Source organism: Arthrobacter burdickii, from assembly GCF_030433645.1.
GTDB lineage: Bacteria > Actinomycetota > Actinomycetes > Actinomycetales > Micrococcaceae > Arthrobacter_D > Arthrobacter_D burdickii.
The window spans coordinates 1,296,241-1,318,125 of record NZ_JAROCG010000001.1 but is presented as its reverse complement, the minus strand read 5'-3'; the positions used below and the strand labels follow the sequence as shown (position 1 = coordinate 1,318,125).

Sequence of the window (21,885 nt, the reverse complement as noted above, 5' to 3'; positions counted from 1 at the left end):
GGCGTTCTCAGCCGGCATTGCTAACAATTTGCTTCCTCAGGGTACTCCACACTGCTTCGGCCCCTTCCGCCTCGAAGTACACGGAGTCAGTGCGACGCCGAGGCAGGACGGTGTCCGGTCTTAGCGAGCTGAATCTGCTCGTAGACGTGGTGCCGCAGTTCCGTGAAGCGCGAGAGGGCTCGCGTGTTGAGTTGGTCCCTCTCCGCCGGGAGGTCGATGATGAGGTCTTCCTGCACGACTGTGGGCGAACTGGACAGGATGATCACCCTTTCGCCCAGGTACACCGATTCGTCGATGTCATGGGTGACGAAGAGGACGGTGACGCCGAGCTTCTTCCAGACAGTACGGATCAGGTCCTCCAGATCCGCACGGGTCTGGGCATCGACGGCCGCAAAGGGCTCGTCCATCAGCAGCACTTCGGGCTGGTAGGCGACGGCCCGGGCGATCGCGACGCGCTGTTGCATGCCGCCCGAAAGCTGCCAGGGGTAGGACAGGGGGACGTGGGACAGGCCGACGGCCTCCAGTGCCTCATCGACCAGGCGGTCCCGCTCCTCCTTAGGCATGCCCTGGTTCTTGAGAGGGAGTTCGACGTTCTCGCGGACCCGCATCCAGGGAAATAGTGAGCGGCCGTACTCCTGGAATACCACAGCCATCTTCTTGGGAGGGCCGGTGACTTTGGTGCCGTCGAGCAGTACCTCGCCCTCGGTGGGTGCCATGAGTCCCGAGATGCACTTCAACAGGGTTGTCTTGCCGGACCCGGACGGTCCGACCAGGCAGGCGAGTTCCCCGGCGCGCAGGTCGAAGGTCAGGTTGCGTACGGCTTCCACCGGGCCGCCGTCGGTTTGGTAGACCTTCTTGAGGCCCTGGACCGAGAGCATGGCCTTTCCACCGGTCATGGTGCGGCCGGCTCCGGTTGCTGCACCGGGGCTCCCAGCCAGGTCCGGGTTCTGATTGATGTCAGACTGCATTTTCTACCTCTCGCAGGCCGTAGTACCAGCGCAGGATGCGGCGCTCGGTGAATTGGAAGATGAAGGACATGGCAACGCCGATCAGGCCGAGGATCACGATGCCGGACCACATTTCCGGCACGGCAAATGAACGCTGGAACTGGACGATGGTGAAGCCGAGTCCGGATGAGGACGCGAACATTTCGGAGATGACCATCAGGATGAGGCCGATGGAGAGGCACTGGCGCACCCCGGCGAGGATCTGCGGCCCGGCCGATGGTAGGACCAGGTACCGGACCCGGGCCCATCCGCCGATGCCGTAGGTGTGGGCGGAGTCGGAGAGTACGCCGTCGATCGCCCGGACACCCTCGATCGTGTTCAGCAGCACCGGCCAGATGCAGCCGGAAATGATGACTACTACCTTCATGGAATCGGAAATGCCCATCAGCAGCATCAGTACGGGCACGAGGACCGGTGGCGGAACGGCCCGGAAGAATTCGAGCACCGGTTCGGTCAATGCCCGGAGCCACGGGATCGACCCGATCAGTAGCCCGGCAAGGATGCCGAGGATGATCGCCGCCGAAACGCCGGCAAGGAGCCGCAGGATACTGGGGAGCACGTCGGTGAAGATCCGGTCGCCGAACCATGTCTTGCCGAAGGTGGAGGCAAGAGTGCCCGGCGTGGGGACGAAGAAGCTTGTCGCGCCGAGCGTGGATAGCCACCAGATCAGGACGAGCAGCGCCGGCAGCCCCAGGACATACAGGAAGCTTTTCGCGATTCTCATACGATCACCTCGGAACGGATGGAGGAGTGCCAGGAGAGGGTCTTGCGCTCGATGAACCTCATCAGCAGGTTGATCAGAACGCCGATCAGGCCGGTGGCCACGATCAGGGCGTACATCCCGGAGATCGCCCCGCCGGATTGTGCCAGTGCGATTTCCCGGCCGAGTCCGGGAGAACCGATGACAAGCTCTGCCGTGATGGCGAGGATCAAGGCGACCGACGCGGCCAGCCGGACCCCGGTCATCAGGTAGGGCAGTGCCGTCGGGAAGACGACGTATCGCACACGCGCCACGGTCTTGAGCCCGAAGCTCCGGGCCGTCTGCATGGCGACGTTGTCGACGTCGGCCACTCCGTAGAGCACCTGGATGAAGATCTGCCAGAACGATGCATAGATGATGAGCATCAGCGAGGATTCGATCTTCACCCCGAACAACAGGACGGCCAGGGGGATCAGCGCGACGGACGGTATGGGTCGGAGGAATTCGACGGTCGAGTTGGTGAACCGCCGTAGGAACTGCGAGGAACCCACCACGAATCCTGCGGCCACCGCCAACAGTACGGCGGCAGCCAGTCCCAGAACCCAGGCCAGCAGGGTCTCCCCCACCGCCGCCCAGAAGGCAGTCAGCTGGAAGTCCACGGCAAGCGCAGCCAGCACCTCCGAGGCCGGTGGCAGGAAGCGCGCCTCAACGAGTCCCAGCCGTGGGATCAGCTCCCAGGTGAGGAGGAATCCGAGGATGCCCGCAAGCCCGAGGGTTCGTTTGGTCATGGAAGCAGCTCATCGAGGTTCACGTCTTCGGTCAGCAGCCCGTCATCCTTGGACAGCGTCACCAGCTCTTCGACGGACGCGCGGTTGATCTCGCTGGCGAAGTCGGGCAGGACCAGCTTCTCCGCGGTGGCGGCATCGATCTTGGTGTAGGTCGGCAGGATCTCGCGGACCGCGTCGGGGTTGTCCTGCGCGTAGGTCAGGGACTTCTCCATGGCGGCGGTGAACTTCTCCACGAGTTCGGGGTTGTCGGAGACGGTGGCCGCGGTGGTGAAGTAGGCGCCGACAGTGAGGCCGTCCGCCGCGTCGACGTAGTTCGAGGCAAGAAGCGTGTCGCCGGCGCCCGTTCCCGTGGTGAGGAACGGCTCGACGACCTGGATCGCGTCCACCTGGCCCCGCTCGAGTGCCGCCTGCATGTCAGGGAAGGCCAGTTCCACGAACTTGATGGTGGACGGGTCACCTCCGGCCTTGCGGACGGATGCCCGCACCGTGGTGTCGTTGATGTTGTTCAGAGTGTTGACGGCAACGGTCTTGCCCGCCAGATCCGCAGCCGACGTGATCGGGCTGTCCTTGGCCACCAAAATGCCGCCGAAGTCCTTGCCCTCTTCGCCCGTGGAGCTGGCACCGGAGGCCACGACCTTGACATCGAGTCCCTTCGACTTGGCCAGCAGCATCGACGATACGTTGCTGAACCCGAAATCCATCGTGCCGCTCGTGACGGCGGGGACGATCGCAGCTCCGCCCTGCGCGGGAACCAGCTCCAGGGACAGCCCTTCGTCCTCGAAGAATCCCTGCTCCTGGCCGAGGTAGATGGGGGCGACGTCCACGATGGGAATGATGCCCACCTGGATCTGCTCGCCGGCGCCGGCTTCAGCCTCAGCAGAAGCCGCCCCCTGAGCCAGGGGCGCCGACGAGCAGCCGGTGAGAAGGAGTGCGGTGACGGCCATGACGGCGGGGTACGACTTCATTGTCAATCCTCTGAGTAGGTGTGGTGCGGGTCACTACGACACGATCAAGCTATGTCCTGCCACCATTATTGTCAACAATGTTGCGACCTAAATCGTCGAGGTTCCGTTCACCTGCACTTCACTTCTGTTGTTCGCTAAATTGTTGACAATATTGCGTGTGAGCTGGTTCACTCGATCGAAACGGCGTCGTTCGGCGGACGCCCCTCCCCCGATGACAAAGGACAGCGAGAATGAACGATGCCTTCCACGACGTGGCGCATGTGGGCCACGTGGAACTTCTGACCCCGGAGTTCGAGAAAAGCCTGTGGTTCTTCACGGAGCTGCTTGCGATGCGGGAAGTGGCGCGCGTGGGTGATTCCGCGTATCTGCACGCCTGGGACGACTACGAGCACCACACCATCAAGCTGACGGCCAGTCCCACCTCGGGCGTGGGAAAGGTGGCACTGCGTGCTTCGAGCGACGCCGCACTCGAGCGGCGGGTAGCCGCCATCGAAGCCAGTGGCCGCGGAATCGGATGGTACGACGGTGAACCAGGCATAGGGCGCACCTACGCCTTCACCGACCCGGACGGTCACCCCATGGACATCTACTACGAGTCCGAGTGGCATGTTCCCACCGACGAATCCCGGCCCGCGCTGAAGAACCAGGCGGACAGGTTCCCCGGTACCGGCGTCAACGCCCGCCGCCTGGACCACGTGAACTTCCTGGCCGCAGACGTCACACTCAACGGGAATTTCACATCAGCAACCCTGGGAGGCCGCGCCACCGAACAGATCCGCCTCGACAGCGGCAAGCTCGGCGCCCAGTGGTTCACCTTCAACAACAAGAGCTACGACCTGGTCTACAGCGAGGACTGGACGGGCAGCACCGGCCGCCTGCACCACATCGCCTTCGCGACCGACACCCGCGAAGACATCCTGAAAGCCGCGGACATCTTCCTCGAAAACGGCATCCACATTGAATCCGGGCCGCACAAGCACGCCATCCAGCAGACCTTCTTCCTCTACGTGTACGAACCCGGCGGCAACCGGATCGAACTGTGCAACTCCGGAGCCCGGATGATTCTGGCGCCCGACTGGAAAACCGTGGAGTGGACGGAAGCAGACCGTGCCAAGGGCCAGGCCTGGGGCATGAAGACCATCGAGACGTTCCACACCCACGGCACACCTCCCGTAGCCGTGCCCGCGCACTGAAGCCCCCCGAGCAAGGAGAAGACGTGTCTTTCCCAGCACCAGCCACAGCAGTCCTGTCCGTGGGAGCGCGGTGGGCCGGCAGTCAGGTTGCTATTCCCTGTTGGTTCATGCGGGGCGGAACCTCCAGGGGCCCGTTCTTCCGCACTGCCGATATGCCGGTCGACCCGGCCACGCGGGATACTGTCCTGCTGGCGGTTCTGGGTTCCCCTGATCCGCGGCAGATCGATGGTCTGGGCGGGGCGCATTCGCTGACCAGCAAGGCCGGCATCGTCGGACGAAGCGAGCGGGAGGGCGTCGACCTCGAGTTCCTGTTCGCGCAGTTGCAACCGGCCAGTGACGTCGTCGACATCAGCCCGAACTGCGGGAACATGCTCGCAGCCGTGGTTCCCTTCGCCATCGAATCCGGGCTGCTCACTCCCGTTGCGGACACCACGACCGCACGGGTACTGACGCTCAACACGGACATGGTCGCGGAAATCACCGTTCCGACTCCCATGGGACCGGCCGGGCGCTACGTGGACTACGAGGGCGACACGAGGGTCGACGGTGTCCCGGGAACCGCCGCCGCAGTGGCCATCAACTTCCTCGACACAGCAGGATCCGTGGCTCCGGGCCTGCTACCAACAGGCAACGTCCGGGACCCGATCGACGTCGATGGCACCGGCACCATCGACGTCACGTGCATCGACAACGGCATGCCGCTGGTAATTCTCCGCGCGGACGCAGTCGGAGCCACCGGGTACGAGACTCCCGCCGATCTCAACGCAAACCAGGAGCTCAAGGACACGCTGGAAACCCTGCGGCTCGCAAGCGGTCACCTCATGGGTCTGGGTGATGTGGCACTGAAGAACTACCCGAAAATGACCCTTGTCGCCGATCCCGTGCACGGCGGTTCAATCCATACCCGCAGCTTCATTCCGCATGTCTGCCATGAATCGATCGGCGTCCTGGCAGCGGTAACCGTCGCCACCGCCTGCATCATCGACGGAACGGTGGCCCGCGGGGTCGCCCAGGTCGGGGATGGTCCTGAGGTCACCGTCTCGGTGGAACATCCCGCCGGTGAATTCAGTGTCGAACTCGGCCTCGAACCGGCCGATCCGCAGCACGTCACAAAGTCCGCCCTCGTCCGGACCGCCCGCCTCATCATGGCCGGGGATGTCTTCATCCCGAGCCGCCACTGGAACCTCGACGACTCGGATGCAGCTTCCGCATCCGCTGGAAAGGACTCGTAGTGATCATCGATATCCATGGGCATTACACGACGGCCCCCGCGGCCCTCGGCCAATGGCGCGACCGCCAGGTTGCCGGCTTGGAGGACCCGTCGCTGGCTCCGTCGCGCGCGGACCTAGCGATTTCCGACGGCGACCTGCAGGAAAGCATCGAGCAGAACCAGCTGCGCCTGATGGACGAGCGCGGTATCGACCTCACCGTCTTCTCACCCAGGGCGTCCTTCATGGCGCACCACGTGGGCGACTTCACGACCTCGGCAGAATGGGCCGCGATCTGCAACGAGCTGTGCTACCGCGTCAGCCGGCTCTACCCGGAACGGTTCGTTCCCGCAGCCATGCTCCCCCAGTCCCCCGGAGCAGACCCCGCGACCTGCATCCCCGAACTCGTCCGGTGCGTCGAGGAATACGGCGCCGTCGCGCTGAACCTCAACCCCGATCCCTCCGGCGGGCACTGGACCTCCCCACCCCTGACAGACCGATCCTGGTACCCCATTTACGAAAAGATGGTCGAATACGACATTCCGGCCATGGTGCACGTCAGCACCAGCATCAACCCCGCCTTCCACACCACCGGCGCCCACTACCTGAACGCGGACACCACCGCCTTCATGCAGCTCATCCAGGGCGACCTCTTCGCAGACTTCCCCACCCTGAAACTGGTCATCCCCCACGGCGGCGGCGCCGTCCCCTATCACTGGGGCCGCTTCCGCGGACTGGCCATGGCCCTGAAGAAGCCTCCGGTCGAGGAGCATGTCCTCGGCAACGTCTTCTTCGACACCTGCGTCTACCACCAGCCAGGGATCGACCTGCTGCTGGACGTCATCCCCACCCGCAACATCCTCTTCGCCTCCGAGATGATCGGCGCCGTCCGCGACGTCGACCCGTGCACGGGCCACAACTTCGACGACACCGCACGCTACATCGACTCCGCGGGGCTAGACGACGTGGACCTGGCAGCCATCCAGGAACACAACGCGCGCACCGTCTACCCCCGACTGAACGACCTGCTCAAACAGCAGGGCCGCTGACCACGACTTATGACCACGACTTATAGGAGCCCTCTTGTCATGCAGGAACTCGGAGTAGTCCACCGCACCATCACCCGAGCCGCCACGACCGACGTCGAAGCACTGTCCGCCTTCGGCGTGAGCACCATCCACGAAGCCATGGGCCGCCTGGGCCTGATGCGCCCCTACATCCGGCCCGTCTTCCCGGGCGCGAAACTCTGCGGCACAGCAGTCACCGTGCTCCTGCAGCCGGGGGACAACTGGATGATGCACGTGGCAGCAGAGCTGATCCAGCCCGGAGACGTGCTGGTGGCGGCTTGCACCACCGAAAGCGAGGACGGCTTCTTCGGGGACCTGCTCGCCACCTCCCTGCACGCCCGAGGCGCCGTCGGTCTCGTCATCGACGGCGGATGCCGGGACGTCGCCACACTGCAGGACATGAACTTCCCGGTCTTCAGCCGTGCCATCAATTCCAAGGGCACCGTCAAGGCCACCCTCGGCTCCGTCAATATCCCCGTAGTCTGCGCCAATGCCCTGGTCACTCCCGGTGACGTCGTCATTGCCGACGTCGACGGCGTCGTGGTCGTCCCCGCCGCCCGCGCGGCGGAAGTCGCGGCAGCGGCACGCACACGCGAGGACAACGAAGAGACCAAACGCGTCCGCTTCGCCGCCGGAGAACTCGGCCTCGACATCTACTCCATGCGCGAACCGCTCGAAGCAGCCGGCCTGCGCTACATCGACTAGGACCCCCACAGGCCAGGAGCAAAGGAGCACCGATGACCGAGCAGTTCACGAAAACCCCCGACTGGCTGGACTGGTATCCCAACCCCTCCAAGCCCCGATTCGCCCTCCCGCAGGGGACCGTCGACACGCACTGCCACGTCTTCGGCCCAGGAGCGACCTTCCCGTTCGCCCCGGAGCGGAAATACACTCCGTGCGATGCCGGCAAAGATCAGCTCTTCGCCCTGCGCGATCACCTCGGCATCAGCCGCAATGTCCTCGTCCAGGCGACCTGCCACGGCGCGGACAACAGCGCGATGCTCGACGCAATCGACGCTTCCAACGGCCGGGCCCGCGGTATCGCCACCGTCCGACCCGATATCACCCACGACGAGCTGGTACAGCTACACAATTCCGGCATCCGGGGAGTGCGCTTCAACTTCCTCAAGCGTCTCGTGAACACGTCCCCGAAGGACGAGCTGCGGACCATCGCGCACAAGATTGCCCCACTCGGATGGCACATCGTCATCTACTTCGAAGGCGCCGACCTCGAGGAACTGGAGGCCTTCTTCGCCGCCCTGCCCACACCCCTGGTCGTGGACCACATGGGCCGACCCGACACATCACAGCCCGTCGACGGACCCGACTTCACGCGCTTCCTCCGCTTCACCGACAAGAACGACGTCTGGGTGAAAGTCAGCTGCCCGGAACGCCTCAGCCTGACAGGACCTCCAGCCCTCAACGGCGAACTGCGTCCCTACCAGGACGCCGTTCCGTTCGGACGTCGGGTCATCGCAGAATTCCCGGACCGCGTGCTCTGGGGAACGGATTGGCCTCACCCGAACCTGAAGGACCACATGCCCGACGACGGGCTCCTCGTCGACTACATCCCCCTCATCGCAGAAACCCCGGACCAACAGCACAAGCTCCTCGTCGACAACCCCACCCGCCTCTACTGGCCCGGCGACGTCGCCTGAGCCTCCCCCACAACCTTTAAAGGGCTCCCCATGCAGCAGCACAGCAATGCAGCCAACCGGCTCGACCGGCTTCCGATTTCCCGCTTCCACAAGATCACCCTCGTCGCCGTCTCCTTCGCGTACTTCTTCGAATTCGCGGACATCAACAGCTTCGCCACCACCGCACCGAAACTGGTCGAACTGTGGGGCGTCACCATCAACCAGATCGCCTACGTAACCTCCCTGTCCTTCGTCGGCATGTTCTTCGGCTCCATCGCAGCCAGCTGGATCGCCGACAGGTGGGGGAGGAAGAACGCCCTCACCATCACCACCCTCTGGTTCGCCCTCTTCTCCTTCGCGGCCGTGTTCGCGTGGGACATCATCTCCCTCGGCGTCTTCCGCGTCCTGACCTCCGCCGGACTGGCCGCCATGACCGTCGTCGCCGTCGTCTACATCAACGAGATCTTCCCTGCCGCCGTGCGCGGCAAGTACCAGGCCTACGCCATCGTCATCGGCATCTGCGGAACACCCGTCACCAACCTCATCGCAGCCGGCGTCGTACCCCTCACCGACTGGTCCTGGCGCCTCGTCTACCTCTGGGGGTCGCTCGGAATCCTGTTCATCCTCTTCACACGGCACCTTCAGGAGTCCCCCCGCTGGTACGAGAGCAAGGGCCAGTACGACAAGGCAGACGCCGTCCTCGCGAAGATCGAGGCAGGCGTCGAGGCAGAAAAGGGCACGTTGTCCGCACCAGCTGCCCCCGTCGTCACCAGCCCGCAGCCGAAGGCACCCCTGAGCATCCTGCTGCAGAAGAAATACCTTGGCCCTACGATCCTCCTCACGATCCTGTGGGTGACGCAGACCATCGGGTTTTTCGGCTACTCATCCTGGGCGCCCACCCTGCTCGCGCAGGAAGGCTTCAGCGTCCAGAAGTCCATCTTCTACGTGGCGCTGACAACCGTCGGGGCGCCCCTGGGTTCATTCGTCGCATCCCTGGTCACCGACCGTTTCGAGCGCAAATGGTGCCTGGTCGTCTTCGGAACGCTGATCGCCGTCTGCGGGCTCCTCTACGGACTGACCTTCAACCCGATCCTCATCGTCGTGTTCGGCTTCCTCGTGAACATGTTCGAGCGCGGCTACACGGCACTCGCCTACGCTTACTCCCCCGAGCTCTTCGACACCCGCGGACGGTCGCTGGGCACCGGCGTTTCCTACGGGCTGGGACGGCTCTCCAACGCCGCCGGACCCCTCATCATCGCCGCGCTCTACACCAGGACAGGATACGAAAGCGTCTTCATCTTCATCGCCGGCACCTGGATGGTCGGCGCAGTAGCACTGGCGATCTTCGGGCCCATGACGAAGCGGGCACGGCTCATCCTCGCCGAAGGAACCAGCTCGACGACGGACACCGCCGTAAAGCCGAGCGAAACACCGGCTACCCCCAACATCTCCTGATCGGACACGGTCGCATAACCGAAGCCCCGCAGGTGGTTGCTCATCTGCGGGGCTTCTCCGGTCTGCAACGCTAGGGCGGGTAAGGCCTGGCATCAGCTCGGTCGCGCCTGCGGTGTCTAGCGCGAGAATCCCGAGAGTGGGAACGAGGCGCGGTGGCAGCGGCTGGTGCTTCTTTCGCGGGAACCAAGGGCCCAGACGAGCATGCACACGACCGCGAGCAGGCCCCAGGAGACGCGGGGGGCAGCAGCAATGGCGGCGAACACGGGACTGAATACGGAGTCAGTGCCGGTGAGGACGCCGATGGCCCAGGCGCTGCCTGCGATGGTGCCGCCAGCTGCCAGCACCACGCGCAGGTAGCGGTAGGCAGTGCTTCGGGCTGCGAGGACGAGCAGGGGCAGGATGGCCGCGACGGCGATGAGTTGGGCCAGTTCGACTCCGACGTTGAAGCCGAGGATGGCTCCGACGAGGGCCCCGGTATCAAGGTGCATTTCCACCAGGGTCGTGGCGAAGGCCGTCCCGTGAACGAGCCCGAAAGCAGCGGCAATCAGCAGTTCACCCCTACGGACCAAGGGCCGGAGGGCATGGACAGCGGCAAGCACGATCGACAATGCGACCAGGGTTTCAACCACCATCCCTGGGGGTGAGAAGAGCTGGAACGACACCAGCGCAAGGCTGAGCGCGTGGCCCAGGGTGAACGCGGAGACGAGCAGTGCTGTTCGGCGGACGATTCCGCCCGCTCGCCAACCCTTGATAGGCGCTTGCTGCCAACGTGCGGCTCCTCGGCCCGTCGCAACGGCGAGGCAGGGTGCGATCAGCAGCAGCATCCCGAGGAACAGCACATGGTCCGGGCCTTCGGCGATGTGGCTCATGCCAAGCTGCACCGTGGCGAGGAAACCGCTCCACCAGGAGGAGCCCGCGCGATCGAGCCCGACCGTCTTTGATGTACTGGTCAGGACGGAGAGCAGCTGGGGCTCGCCGTCGGCAACAGCCCCGCTGTACCAGTCGCTGACCAGTGATACGTAGACGTCGTGGGTGGCGATGCGCTCACTGACGACGTCGTAGGCAAGGATGAGGCTCTCGCCGACCGACCCGTCATCGGCCGTGCCCGTCACGTTGACGATGAGGGTAGGAACGCTGTTGATGGTGTCGAGGGACACCGAGTCGACGGTCGTGGCGAGGCCGCCATCGGCGTCGGTCACGGCCACATGGTCCAGCACGTAGGACTCGATGCTTGCTGCGGCGTCGCTGACAGCGGTGTCCGTTGGCTCGATGGTGGTGTCGGTGGCCAAAGTGTAACGGTCGAGGGGAACCTGGAGCTCGAGGTCGACGTCGGACTGGTGGACCGTGACGAGCACGGCGGAGGTCTCGGAGGGGTGGGCTGAGGCGACGGCGGCGGGCATCGCGGCGAGGGCTACCCCCGCCGCGATGCTGGCTGCGGCGACCCGGGCGGGCCGCCGGCTCATGCCCCGTACGCCGAGGTCTTGTCGCGGTACACCGTGTGGAGGTGGATGTCGGATCCGCCGATGCCCGCCTGGTGTACGTACTCGATCCAGACCTGGGGGCCGCTGATCCGGAAGTAGGCGTCCTCGCTTTCCGGGTCCGTCGAACCCGACCACGAGATGTACGTCTCGTCGTAGGCCGCGACATAGGACGCGGTGATTTCCGCTGCGACCGCCTCGTCGATATCGCCGACCCACTCCTCGATGGCCGCCGTGACAAGGTCCTGCTGTTCCTGCGTCAGGTCCGAGACCAGGACGCCGCCGTCTTCGGGGAAAGCATCGGCGTCGGCGCCCGCACCCATGACGACGTCGTCGTAGATCTGCGGAAGTTCGGAGGTGGTCAGTTCCTCGGCACTGAGGCTGCCCAGCACCGCGAAGACGGAATCCTTCAGGGCACCCAGAGGCTCGATCGTGGTGCCCGATTCGTCGGTCCAGGTCTGCGGTTCGATACCGACGAACTCCGGTGTCATCGTCACCGCACCATCGCTGTAATCGATGTTCAGTGCCAAGTGGTGCCCGCCGAACTGGACCATGAACTGGCTGTCCGCGGTCGGGTCGCCGAAGAAAGCGAAGAAGTAGTTATCGCTGCTCCAATCCAGCTGTGGACCCGTACCACCGCTCAGGGTGCCCGAACCCAGGACATCGTCCGCGGCGAAGGTATCCAGAACCTGCTGGTAGCCCTCCTCGCTGAGCATGGCCTGCAGGAGTGCCAAGGCGGCCTCGCGCTGTTCATCGGTAAGGTCACCCATCGCCAAGCCGCTGCGCTGAACCAGGCCCTCTGGAAGATTCGACCAGTTCGATTTAGCTGCGGTATCGGTGTAGTCGAAGCTCAGCGTGGTGATCTGGCCCTCAGTCAGGGTCGCCGTGAATGCCGCCGCCGCTTCCGACACTGCGGCGGTGTTCTCGGCCGAGGTTTCGCTACTCGCAGCAGATGCATTCGACGATGCCTCAGCGGTCGATGACCCCGTCGATTCAGCAGTTGCGTCGGTGGTGGCCTCAGCAGTAGCCGTGGAAGACGTACTGGAGGACGTGTCCGTGGTGGAAGTGGAAGCCGTGCCCGGGACGCTGCAGGCGGCAAGTGAACCTGCGAGGGTCAGCGCAGCGACGGAGGATACGAACCTGCGCCAGTAGCGCTGTGTGGCAGGGGAAGTCGAAGTAGTCATGGAAAGAGTTCATCGCCAGACCCTGTTCAGGCATTAGGCCAAGGCTGTATAAGACCTGTGAAGAAGGTGGGTAGCTGCAGGGCATGGACTACGGTCGCCGATGAGCCACATGGGCGCTCCGCCGCTTCGACATATCTGAATTATCGGCAGATTCGCCACCTGACGGCCGTCGACGCAAGAGGTAGTCGCGGCGCCACTCCTGGTGTGTGGCGCCGCGGGTGACCGGTTCTAGTAGCTGATGGCCTGGGGAGCTCCGAGGTGCTTGAGGCCTTCGACGCCGAATTCGAGGCCGTACCCCGAGGTCTTGACCCCTCCGAAGGGCACCCGAGGGTCCACGGTGCCGTGCTTGTTGATCCAGACAGTGCCGGCCTCGATGCGGGCGGCGACCTTGAGTGCCGACTCCACATTGGACGACCAGACGGAAGCGCCGAGCCCCACATCGAGTCCGTTCGCCATGGCGACAGCCTCATCCACACTGGAGTACTTGATGATCGGTAGTGCCGGTCCGAACTGCTCCTCCGTCACCAGCGGATTGTCATTGTCGATATCGGCTACGAGGGTGGCCGGGTAGAAATAGCCGGGCTGGTCCTTCTCCGGGTTGCCACCGAGCAGCACCGTGGCCCCGGAATCGCGGGCGGACTCGACCAGTCCGGCGACGATGTCGTACTGGGACTTGTTCTGCAGCGGACCGAGAACGTTGTTCTCATCCAGGCCCACGCCCATGGGCATCGATGCGGCGACCGTGGTGAGCTCTTCACACACCGCGTCGTAGATGTCCTCGTGGACGTAAAGCCTTTTGAGGGCGGCGCAGGTCTGGCCGGTGTTGATGAACGCACCCCAGAACAGGTTCTCGGCGATCTCCTTCGGGTTGGCGTCAGGCAGGACGATGCCGGCGTCATTGCCGCCCAGTTCGAGGGTGAGGCGCTTGACCGTGTCAGCCGAGGACCGAATGATGTCCTGACCTGCGGCGGTGGACCCGGTGAACATGATCTTGGCGATGTCGGGGTGGCTTACCAGCACGGCGCCCACGTCCCGGCGGCCGGCGATGACGTGGAGGACATCCGCGGGCAGGACTTTGTTGAGCACGTGAACAAGCGCCAGCACGGACAAGGGTGTCATCCCCGAGGGTTTGACGACGACGGCGTTGCCCATCCGAAGGGCAGGAGCGATCTGCCAGATCGTAATCATCATGGGCCAGTTCCAGGGCCCGATAGCTCCCACAACACCGAGCGGGCGGTAGTGCAGCTCCGCGCGGCCCCCATCATCATCCACGAGCACTTCGGGCTTCATCTCGAAGGATGCGGTGGCCCGCAGCCAGGCCGCACAGGCGCCGACCTCGAAGCGTGCATTCGGTCCGTTCAATGGCTTGCCCTGCTCGCGGGAGAGCAGCTGCGCGAGTGCTTCGGCGGATGCTTCGACCGCATCAGCTGCCCGGTTGAGGTACGCAGACCGCTTGTCGTGGGACAGATCGCCCCAGGCCGGCTGGGCAGCGCGCGCCTTTCCGATCGCAGCCTCGAGGTCGGGCGTTCCGTGTTCCGGGGCGCGTCCGACCACAGCTCCGGTAGCGGGATCCTTGATGTCCCTGCCGCCCTCGGCCGGCTGGATCGCGGCGAGAAGGCCCTCGAAGGTGGCTGGTGCGGTTGTCTCTGTGGAGGTTGTCATAGCAGTCATGTCTCCTGTGGGAAGTTGTCTGTTCGATGGCTCGGAAAGAAATTTAAGAGTGGGTCGTCATTGCTGATTCGACAGGTTGATTACGCTCGAGTTCCTGTTCGATGGCGCGGGCGGCGTCCAGACCGCTTTCAATTGCCCCGTCGATGAATCCGCCCCAGCCATTGGCAAAGTCAGATCCTGCCAGGCGGATTCGCCCTTCGGCTCGTTGTAGTTCTGCGAGGGATTGCGTGAGGTATCCGGCGTAGTGCATCGGCCAGGTGGAGCGGGAGTATTCGTCGTCGACCCAGTTGTGCCCGGCGACTTCAAGAACTTCCAGGCCGGGTACCAGTGCGTCCAGGATGCGCTGGGCGGCTGCGGGGTCGTCGACGTCGACGGCTGCGGCATCGGGTCCGAAGCAGACGAGCGTGGTCGAGTCATCATCGATGTACTCCGCTTGAACGAAGTTGAGGGCAGCATGTTCGGGGCCCATGGCGACGAAGCGTTCCTGGCGGCCTTTGACCTTGATCCATAACTTGGCGCCTCGTCCGGCCTGTCCGCGGGCAGCGGCTTCGCGTTTGCCCGCCGAGAGTTCGGGCTGGATGTCGAGGTCGTTCAGTGTGCTCAGCGGAATGGCGAGAACGAGTTGCTGGGCGGCATAGTGTGAGCCATCGGCCGTCCTGACCGTGACACCAGCGTCGTCCTGCTGAATGGCCGCAACTACCCGATCCAGCCGGAGGTCAGCAGTTGAGTCGGCCAGGATCGCTTCGGCGAGGCGGAGGGTCCCTCCTTCGACCTTGAAGGAGGCGCAGGCTTCGAACATGGTCGACCAGGAACCGGACGCGACGGCGCACCAGCGAAGCGCCTGCGTGTACGCGGCTTCGTCGAGTCTGCCGTTGAAGTTCAGCGTCCAGAAGGATCGCAGCAACTGTCGCTGCTCCTCAGGCAGGTCCAGCCGGTCGATGGCGTCCGACAGGGTGATGTGGTCGATGTCGGACACGTCGGGGTTGGACAACGGCGACCACGGCAGAGGGAAGTACCGCCGCGCATCGGCCAGAAGTGCCTGGTTGGGCTCATCAAGAAGCCCCAACAACGTGTCGGGATGCCCCTCATGGTGCTGCCCGTCGGCAGTCCAGTAGGCCTTGGTGAAGTCCGGCCCTGCAATGGGTTCGATCCCGTAGCGGCCCATCTCGGCCCAGACGTACGGCTGCGTCCAGTGGACCCAGGTGCCGCCGAGTTCGAGATTGCGCCCGAGTTGGTTGTCGAGGTACGTGCGGCCGGCGATCCGGTCGCGTGCTTCGAGGATGATGGTTCTGTGGCCGCGGCGGGTCAGTTCGCGGGCCGCGGTGAGGCCGGCGAAACCTGCCCCGACGACGATGACGTCAGTAGTTTCCATGACGTGCTCCTACTAGCTGTAGACGAAGAATTCGATGGTGGGCTCCAACACGGTCCACCGTGTGTTCGCACCCTTGGAGAGTGAGGCCATCGCGCCGGCTGGCAGATCGAAGGTGTCCCCGCCCTGAACCTCGATGTGAAGGTGCCCGGAGACGATGCAGATCGTCTCGTCCTGATGAATAGGTAGATCGAAGGGCTCCGGGGCCTCTTCCGGTGTGACCTTCCATAGGCCTGCGGAGAGGGCTTCGTTTCCGTTGTCGCCCGGGCGGCGCAGCCACTGCACCTTGCCGAGCTCGAAGGGTTCGAACGCGTTGTCGTCGTGGCGAGCGTGAAATACCTGAGACATGTGGATGTCCTACTTTCGTTGCGGGGTCATTCCGAGGTGCGGATTATCAGCTTGTGACAGTTGCTGGACGCTGTTCGATCGAGTCGTCCGGTTCGCGCAGGAGGGGAAGCCGGTCCTGGAATCGTCGACGAATGACGAACAAGACCAGGGACAGCAGCAGGATGCCGACGCCTATTGCCAACTCCACAGGACCGCCGTAGCCGGACAGGTGCGAGGAGGAAGCACCGATGACCAGCACTGCGGCCCCATAGACGGTCAGGACGATGGCCAGTGGCACGGACCATGCGCCGAGCTTGAAGCTGCGGAATGCGTTGGGGCGGTCCTTGCGCAGAAGCAGGAACCCCGAGACGGCCAGGAGGATGGCGAGCAGGTAACCGATGTTGGCGGCCACCAGGATGGAAATCGGGTTGGAGACGAAGATGACCAACAGCACGTTCATGATCACGGCCACGATGATGGCCCGAGCAGGGACCTGGTTCCGGTTGAGGACCTCGAGCTGGCGAGGAACCAGCCCGTCTACGGCCGCTCCATACAAGGCTCGGGAGCCGTCAGCCATGCTGGCATTCACTCCCATGAGGAGCGCTCCGATGGTGATCAGAAGCGCGATATCCCCGGCGAAGCCGGCGGGAAGGACGGAGGCGAACCCCGTGACAAAGACTGCACTGGGATCAGCGGCAGCGTCCGCCTGGGACACGAGACCGCCCACACCGAGGGGAACAAGGGCGAACATCATGAAGGTGTAGCCACCAGAGGCGGACAGCGCTCGGCGTGCGTCCCTGTTGCTGCGGTACTCGGGAGTGAATGCGGCGCACATCTCCGTTCCGTAGGCAGTCCAGCCGATGAGATACAGCCATACAGCGGCGTCCTGCCATCCTCCCCAATGATCTGCCCCTGGCTGCCCCAGACCCCAAGTCAGGTTGCTCAGTTCCCACTGACCACTCACCAGGGGAGCGACGACGAAGGTCAGGAGCGGAATGAGCAGCAGGGCGCCAAAGACCTTGTTCACCCATGCTGCCGGTTGCGCACCGATGAGGTTGGGCACCATGAGCGCGAGGATGAAGCCGATCCCGATGAGTTGCGCCGGACCCATCTGAGCGATTCCCAGATCGAGGGCCCAGGAAGCTTCGGGAAGCCAGCGTGCCTGCACAATCGCCCCAGCCGTAATACTCACCACGGAGATGACGGCCGACCAGCCGAACCAGTAGCCGAACGTCGCCAGCGCTCCGGCCGGAGCGAAACGGCTCTTCCACGCTTCATGGGCGTAGACCGGCACTCCACCTGGCTTATCAGGGAACATGGACGCCATTTCGGCGAAAAGGTGGTTCTGAACCCAGCCGATCCCCGCGGCCAAGGCCCAGATGAACAACGCCGAGAAGGCGCCGATAGCAGCCAACGTCGCGCCGAAGGACACGAAGAGGCCGCCCGAGACGGCCATCGCCAACGCGAAGGCATCCTGCCATCGCAATGTTCGGTGAAGGGTGGGAGCGCTGTCTGCAGTTTGGTGCGAACCAGCCATGGTTGCGCCTTTCGGTTGCGTCGATGGAACCGTGAATACAGGGGTACCGGTGGGGTGGGAGCGTGACCTGCTGCACTCGGCCACTGACGAAACTATGCACATGCTGAGTTGTTTGTGTCAAGGCTCACAGAAGCTGGATAGACTCGGCGTATGGCATCGACCCGGCACAACAAGTACGGCAAAGGCAGGGAGGCTCTCCTGGCTGCAACGGTTTCCGTCGTTGCAGCACGTGGGCTCCACGGTCTGACCTTTCGTGCTGTGAGCGAGGTGGCGCAGGTCAACAACACCCTGATCAGTCATCATTTCGGCACCAAGGAAGCGCTGCTTCACGAAGCAGTAGCTTGGGCAACGACACGGGCGATCAGCCTCAGTGAGTTATCGGCAGCTGAGGAGATCGATGAGTCTTTCGCTGCCGCGTTGGTTGATCTCATTACTCGCGAACCACACCTACAGCTCTTTCAGTACGAGTTCGTCCTCGAGTCCCGCCGCCGACCAGAACTCCGAGAAGAGGCGGTGACGCTCTACGAGGGCTACATCAGTGCCCTTGAACGATCTTTAGCTCGTAAGGGGCATGCGAACACCAGACCGTTGGCGCGGGCTGTCTTCGCCGCCCTCGACGGCCTGGTGCTCCAACAGCTCACCGTCGCCGATCCTGACGCGGTGCGTGAGGCGGTCATATGCGTGGGCGACCTATTGGACGCCAGCCTCCAGGCGAATCGGCAACCTGTGTAAATGGGATTCGGGGGAGCCTCCCGAGCAGCGTGAACGTCAGGGCTCGGCGCGGGCACCGACGCCCGCGGCGGGTAGGGAATACTGGGACCATGCCCTCCACCTTCACGACGGCTGACGCCGTCGACTTCGCCGTCCTCGAACGCAACGGCTTCATCGAGTCCCGCCACATCGGTGCCGCCGTCGTCCTGGCGGCGGATGGTTCCGTGGTGACCGAACTCGGGGACATCAGCAGCCCGATCTTCCCCCGCTCCACCCTCAAGCCCTTCCAGGCACTGGCCAGCATGAAGGCCGGCGTACCGCTACGCGGCCCGCAGGTGGCCCTCGCCGCCGCGAGCCATGTCGCCAGCCGCGAGCACATGAACGTGGTCCGCACCATGCTCGACGCCGCCGGCGTCACCGAGGACGACCTGCAGTGCCCCGAGGACTGGCCACAGGACGAGGAAGCCCGCAACGAGCTCGTCCGCAGCGGCAAGGGGAAGCAGCGCATCGCCTTCAACTGCTCGGGCAAGCACGCGGCCTTCCTGTGGGCCTGCACCGAGAACGGCTGGGACACCGCGACCTACCTCGAGCCCACGCACCCGCTCCAGCGCTCGGTGGCCTCGGTCATCGAGGAGTACACCGAGGAGTCCGTGGCGGCGTGGGGCGTCGACGGCTGCGGTGCCCCTGTCGCCGCCGTGTCACTGACGGGGCTCGCCCGCGGCATCGGCAAGGTCGCCAAGGCGCCCTCGGACAAGCACGCCGACGCGCGGGCGGCGACGGTCGCCACCGCGATGCTCGACTACCCCTGGGCCGTCCACGGCAACGGCATGGAGAACTCGGTGGTCATGGAGGACCTCGGCGTCCTCGCCAAGAGCGGGGCGGAAGGCGTCCTCGTCCTCGCCGCACGCACCGGCGCGTCCCTGGCCCTGAAGGTCCTCGACGGCAACTCCCGGGCCGCCACCCTCGTCGGCCTCACCCTGCTCGCCGCGTCCGGCGCCATCGACGCCGACAAGGTCGGGACCGTCCTCGAGAAGGTCGTCCCCCCGGTCCTCGGCGGCGGACGTCCCGTCGGCAGCCTGCGGCTCGCCGCCCCGGTCCTAGCCCTGCTCGACTAGGAACGGACCATGGCACGACGACGCATCGCGGGCGAGGACGGTCGCCGGGCACTGGCCCGGGTGGCGGACGGTTCGGCCGGCCGGAACGAGATCGCGACAGCCGTGCGCTTCACGCTGGAGGAACTCGCCGAGCTGGCTCCCGGCAACAGCGTCGAGGTCCGTGTACCGCCCTTCGGCGTCACGCAGTGCGTCGAGGGACCCCGTCATACCCGCGGCACACCGCCGAACGTCGTCGAGACGGACGCCACCACGTGGCTCGCCCTGGTCAGCGGCACCACGGACTGGGCGTCGGCGGTCGCGGCGGGCAAGGTCGCTGCGTCCGGGCAGCGCGCCGACCTCAGCGCCTGGCTCCCCCTCGCCGGGCTCCGCGCGTGAGCACGGACCGGAAGGCCGGCGCCGCGAGGCCGGGCGGGCGGCCGAGTGCCGCGAGCGCAGCCGGGCGTCCCGCCACCGGGCGCCGGGCGGGCTCCCTGAACACCCATCTGAGCGCCCATCTGAACACCCTCCCTGCCCGCACGGCCCGAGCCGTACGGGACCAGCCCCTCGGTGCCTGGCTGACCGGTCTCGCCGCGGCCGCCCTGTACACCGTCTTCTCCGTCACCCAGTGGAACCGGCTGAGCTCGCCGTCCTGGGACCTGGGGATCTTCACGCAACTGGCGAAGGCGTACGCCGGGTTCGGTGCGCCGATCGTCCCCATCAAGGGCGAGGACTTCAACCTCCTGGGCGACCACTTCCACCCGCTGCTCGTGCTGCTGGGGCCCGCGTACGCGGTCGCGCCGTCGGGCCTCACTCTCCTGATCGTGCAGGACCTCCTCTTCGCCCTGTCGGTGGCCGTCGTGGCACGGGCCGGCACACGCCTTCTCGGTCCGCTCCCCGGGATCGCGCTCGGCATCGGCTACGCCCTGTCCTGGGGGCTGCAGTCGGCCGTCGCCGCGCAGTTCCACGAGATCGCGTTCGCCGTCCCGCTCCTCGCACTGAGCCTCGAGGCCGTGCTGCGGCGCCGCGTCCTGCCGGCCGTCGTCTGGGGCGGGCTGCTCGTCTTCGTCAAGGAGGACCTCGGACTCACCGTCATCGCCCTCGGACTGGTTCTCGCGTGGCGCCTCCGCGCCGCCGCGGGGCTCTGGCTGTCCGCCTGGGGACTCCTGTGGCTGATCCTCTCGGTCCGGGTGATCCTCCCGGCCCTGAACTCCGCCGGGCAGTACGACTATTCCGACCGGATCGACGTGGGTGCGATGATCGCCGACCCCGTGAGCGCCGTCGTCGACCTCGTCTCCGGGACGCCGAAGCACGAGACGCTCCTGCTGCTCCTGCTCGCCGGCGGGTTCCTTTTCCTCCGCTCCTCGTTGAGCCTGGTGCTGCTGCCGACCCTCCTGTGGCGGTTCGCCTCCACCCAGGGAGGCTACTGGGGGCCCGAGTGGCACTACAGCGCCGTGCTGATGCCCGTTCTCTTCCTCGCCCTCCTGGACGGCGTGCACACGCTGCGAACCAGCCGCCGGCGGTGGGTGCGCAGCACCGCGATGGTCGGCATCCCCGCCGCCGTCGCGGCCTGCCTGGTGCTGTTGCCCGGGCAGAAGTTCACCGTGCTCGTGGAGCCGGAAACCTACCGGCAGTCGGAGCGCTGGGACGCCGCGCACCACATGATGGACCTCATCCCGGAAGGATCGACGGTGGAGAGCGGGGTGGTGTTGATGGCCTACCTCGTCCCCGACACCCGCGTGTACTGGCTCGGCAACACCAACCCGGCACCGGACTACCTCATCGTCGACGCGGACGACTGGAGCTGGGGGGCCGTCCGGCCGAGCGACGCCGAGGCCCACGCGGAGCAGCGCTACCCCGGAACCGACTACACGCTCGTCTTCGCCGAGGCGGGCTACCAGCTCGTCGAGCGACGTCCCTGACGCCCGGTAGCCTTAAACCATGACCTCCGAGCAGCACTCGCCGAACACTCCTCCCGAGCAGTCCGACACGCGCGGCGCAGCGCCGGCGGACGGGCAGCTGGCCCCCGGCGACCGCGGGGATCTGGGGACCTCGGGCCCGGCAGGCTCCGCCTACCCCGAGCCTGCCGCTCCCGCCGCTGCCACCGCAGCCACCGCATCCACCGCCGGGACTTCTCCAGAGCCTGCGGCCGCAGAGGCTCCCGCCTACCGCGAGGTGACCGTCCGGAGGGCACCCAAGTTCGTGCCCTTCATGATGCTCGGTGCGATCCTCGGTTTCCTCGCCGCACTGGTGCTCGCGTACACGGGCCCGGCCGACCCCACGCTCACCCGCGAGTCCATCCTCGGTTTCTTCACCGTGGCCTTCGCCATCCCGGGCCTGATCCTCGCGGCGCTGCTCGTGCTGATCTTCGACCGGCGGAGCGTGAAGCGGGCGGAGCGTGCCCGCGCGGAGCGCACCTACGACGACGGCGCGGCCTGACTCCACAGCGCACGGAGGGTCGGGGTGGAACGCCGCACGCATGACACCCGCCTCACTC

22 protein-coding genes are annotated in these 21,885 nt (G+C 65.3%); 12 read left to right on the top strand and 10 right to left on the bottom strand.

The genetic code is table 11. The features are described from left to right. Window positions 1–86: 86 nt before the first annotated feature. The 4 genes from P5G52_RS06140 to P5G52_RS06125 all read right to left on the bottom strand — a co-directional run bounded on the left by P5G52_RS06140 (window position 87) and on the right by P5G52_RS06125 (window position 3,460). Entirely contained in the window at window positions 87–896 is an 810-nt protein-coding gene (locus tag P5G52_RS06140; RefSeq protein WP_301228682.1) for an ABC transporter ATP-binding protein, read from the bottom strand. Window positions 897–957: 61 nt separating this feature from the next. Then, a complete protein-coding gene (locus P5G52_RS06135; RefSeq protein ID WP_301225623.1) occupies window positions 958–1,731 on the bottom strand; it encodes an ABC transporter permease in 774 nt (257 codons plus the stop codon). Further along, window positions 1,728–2,495: an ABC transporter permease gene (locus tag P5G52_RS06130; protein ID WP_301225621.1), complete on the bottom strand. Its 768-nt coding sequence runs from the start codon at window positions 2,493–2,495 to the stop codon at window positions 1,728–1,730. Before P5G52_RS06130 ends, P5G52_RS06135 begins: the two co-directional genes overlap by 4 nt. Beyond that, a complete protein-coding gene (locus P5G52_RS06125) occupies window positions 2,492–3,460 on the bottom strand; it encodes an ABC transporter substrate-binding protein (protein WP_301225619.1) in 969 nt (322 codons plus the stop codon). Before P5G52_RS06125 ends, P5G52_RS06130 begins: the two co-directional genes overlap by 4 nt. A gap of 230 nt (window positions 3,461–3,690) precedes the next feature. Between P5G52_RS06125 and P5G52_RS06120 the strand changes: the two genes are divergently transcribed. From P5G52_RS06120 to P5G52_RS06095, 6 genes are read left to right on the top strand one after another with little or no spacing between them, the layout of a single operon-like run. Further along, the gene (locus P5G52_RS06120) at window positions 3,691–4,653 is read left to right on the top strand and encodes a VOC family protein (RefSeq protein ID WP_301225617.1); all 963 of its coding nucleotides are present in this window, start codon (window positions 3,691–3,693) and stop codon (window positions 4,651–4,653) included. A 23-nt stretch (window positions 4,654–4,676) separates the two neighbouring features. Next, window positions 4,677–5,885 carry a 4-oxalomesaconate tautomerase gene (locus P5G52_RS06115; RefSeq protein WP_363321867.1) on the top strand — a complete coding sequence of 403 codons (1,209 nt, stop codon included), beginning with the start codon at window positions 4,677–4,679 and terminating at the stop codon, window positions 5,883–5,885. Further along, window positions 5,885–6,910, top strand: coding sequence for an amidohydrolase family protein (locus tag P5G52_RS06110; protein ID WP_301225615.1), 1,026 nt, complete (start codon window positions 5,885–5,887; stop codon window positions 6,908–6,910). The genes P5G52_RS06115 and P5G52_RS06110 overlap by 1 nt, the downstream gene beginning before the upstream one ends. 39 nt (window positions 6,911–6,949) lie before the next feature. Continuing rightward, window positions 6,950–7,633, top strand: coding sequence for a 4-carboxy-4-hydroxy-2-oxoadipate aldolase/oxaloacetate decarboxylase (gene ligK / locus P5G52_RS06105; RefSeq protein ID WP_301225613.1), 684 nt, complete (start codon window positions 6,950–6,952; stop codon window positions 7,631–7,633). Window positions 7,634–7,665: 32 nt separating this feature from the next. Next, complete coding sequence (locus P5G52_RS06100) at window positions 7,666–8,586, top strand: amidohydrolase family protein (RefSeq protein ID WP_301225611.1); 921 nt, start codon at window positions 7,666–7,668, stop codon at window positions 8,584–8,586. A 30-nt stretch (window positions 8,587–8,616) separates the two neighbouring features. Continuing rightward, entirely contained in the window at window positions 8,617–10,020 is a 1,404-nt protein-coding gene (locus tag P5G52_RS06095; protein ID WP_301225609.1) for an MFS transporter, read from the top strand. 116 nt (window positions 10,021–10,136) lie between these two features. Here the strand turns inward: P5G52_RS06095 and P5G52_RS06090 are convergent, their stop codons facing one another. Continuing rightward, window positions 10,137–11,483 (bottom strand): HupE/UreJ family protein, encoded by a 1,347-nt coding sequence (locus P5G52_RS06090; protein ID WP_301225607.1) that lies wholly within the window; start codon window positions 11,481–11,483, stop codon window positions 10,137–10,139. After that, window positions 11,480–12,409: a DUF3500 domain-containing protein gene (locus tag P5G52_RS06085; RefSeq protein WP_301225605.1), complete on the bottom strand. Its 930-nt coding sequence runs from the start codon at window positions 12,407–12,409 to the stop codon at window positions 11,480–11,482. Before P5G52_RS06085 ends, P5G52_RS06090 begins: the two co-directional genes overlap by 4 nt. 7 nt (window positions 12,410–12,416) lie before the next feature. Here P5G52_RS06085 and P5G52_RS06080 point away from each other — a divergent pair, with 7 nt between their 5' ends. Further along, window positions 12,417–12,650, top strand: a complete 234-nt coding sequence (locus tag P5G52_RS06080; protein ID WP_301225603.1) for a hypothetical protein — start codon at window positions 12,417–12,419, stop codon at window positions 12,648–12,650. 260 nt (window positions 12,651–12,910) lie between these two features. Here P5G52_RS06080 and P5G52_RS06075 read toward each other — a convergent pair whose 3' ends face one another. Genes P5G52_RS06075 through P5G52_RS06060 form a run of 4 tightly spaced genes read right to left on the bottom strand, consistent with a single transcriptional unit; the run spans window position 12,911 to window position 17,535 of the window. Then, on the bottom strand, window positions 12,911–14,344 hold the full coding sequence (locus P5G52_RS06075; RefSeq protein ID WP_301225601.1) for an aldehyde dehydrogenase family protein: 1,434 nt from the start codon (window positions 14,342–14,344) through the stop codon (window positions 12,911–12,913). Between the two features lie 52 nt (window positions 14,345–14,396). Beyond that, the gene (locus P5G52_RS06070) at window positions 14,397–15,725 is read right to left on the bottom strand and encodes a flavin monoamine oxidase family protein (RefSeq protein WP_301225599.1); all 1,329 of its coding nucleotides are present in this window, start codon (window positions 15,723–15,725) and stop codon (window positions 14,397–14,399) included. A gap of 12 nt (window positions 15,726–15,737) precedes the next feature. Further along, complete coding sequence (locus P5G52_RS06065; RefSeq protein ID WP_301225597.1) at window positions 15,738–16,070, bottom strand: cupin domain-containing protein; 333 nt, start codon at window positions 16,068–16,070, stop codon at window positions 15,738–15,740. A gap of 46 nt (window positions 16,071–16,116) precedes the next feature. Next, the gene (locus P5G52_RS06060; protein WP_301225595.1) at window positions 16,117–17,535 is read right to left on the bottom strand and encodes an APC family permease; all 1,419 of its coding nucleotides are present in this window, start codon (window positions 17,533–17,535) and stop codon (window positions 16,117–16,119) included. 201 nt (window positions 17,536–17,736) lie between these two features. Between P5G52_RS06060 and P5G52_RS06055 the strand changes: the two genes are divergently transcribed. The 5 genes from P5G52_RS06055 (at window position 17,737) to P5G52_RS06035 (ending at window position 21,827) form a co-directional block, all read left to right on the top strand. After that, window positions 17,737–18,318, top strand: coding sequence for a TetR/AcrR family transcriptional regulator (locus P5G52_RS06055; RefSeq protein WP_301225593.1), 582 nt, complete (start codon window positions 17,737–17,739; stop codon window positions 18,316–18,318). A gap of 89 nt (window positions 18,319–18,407) precedes the next feature. Next, window positions 18,408–19,412 carry an asparaginase gene (locus P5G52_RS06050; protein ID WP_301225591.1) on the top strand — a complete coding sequence of 335 codons (1,005 nt, stop codon included), beginning with the start codon at window positions 18,408–18,410 and terminating at the stop codon, window positions 19,410–19,412. A gap of 9 nt (window positions 19,413–19,421) precedes the next feature. Then, the gene (locus P5G52_RS06045; RefSeq protein WP_301225589.1) at window positions 19,422–19,787 is read left to right on the top strand and encodes a sterol carrier family protein; all 366 of its coding nucleotides are present in this window, start codon (window positions 19,422–19,424) and stop codon (window positions 19,785–19,787) included. After that, a complete protein-coding gene (locus tag P5G52_RS06040) occupies window positions 19,784–21,310 on the top strand; it encodes a DUF2079 domain-containing protein (RefSeq protein WP_301225587.1) in 1,527 nt (508 codons plus the stop codon). The genes P5G52_RS06045 and P5G52_RS06040 overlap by 4 nt, the downstream gene beginning before the upstream one ends. 19 nt (window positions 21,311–21,329) lie before the next feature. Beyond that, window positions 21,330–21,827 carry a hypothetical protein gene (locus P5G52_RS06035; RefSeq protein WP_301225585.1) on the top strand — a complete coding sequence of 166 codons (498 nt, stop codon included), beginning with the start codon at window positions 21,330–21,332 and terminating at the stop codon, window positions 21,825–21,827. The last annotated feature ends 58 nt before the right edge of the window (window positions 21,828–21,885 follow it).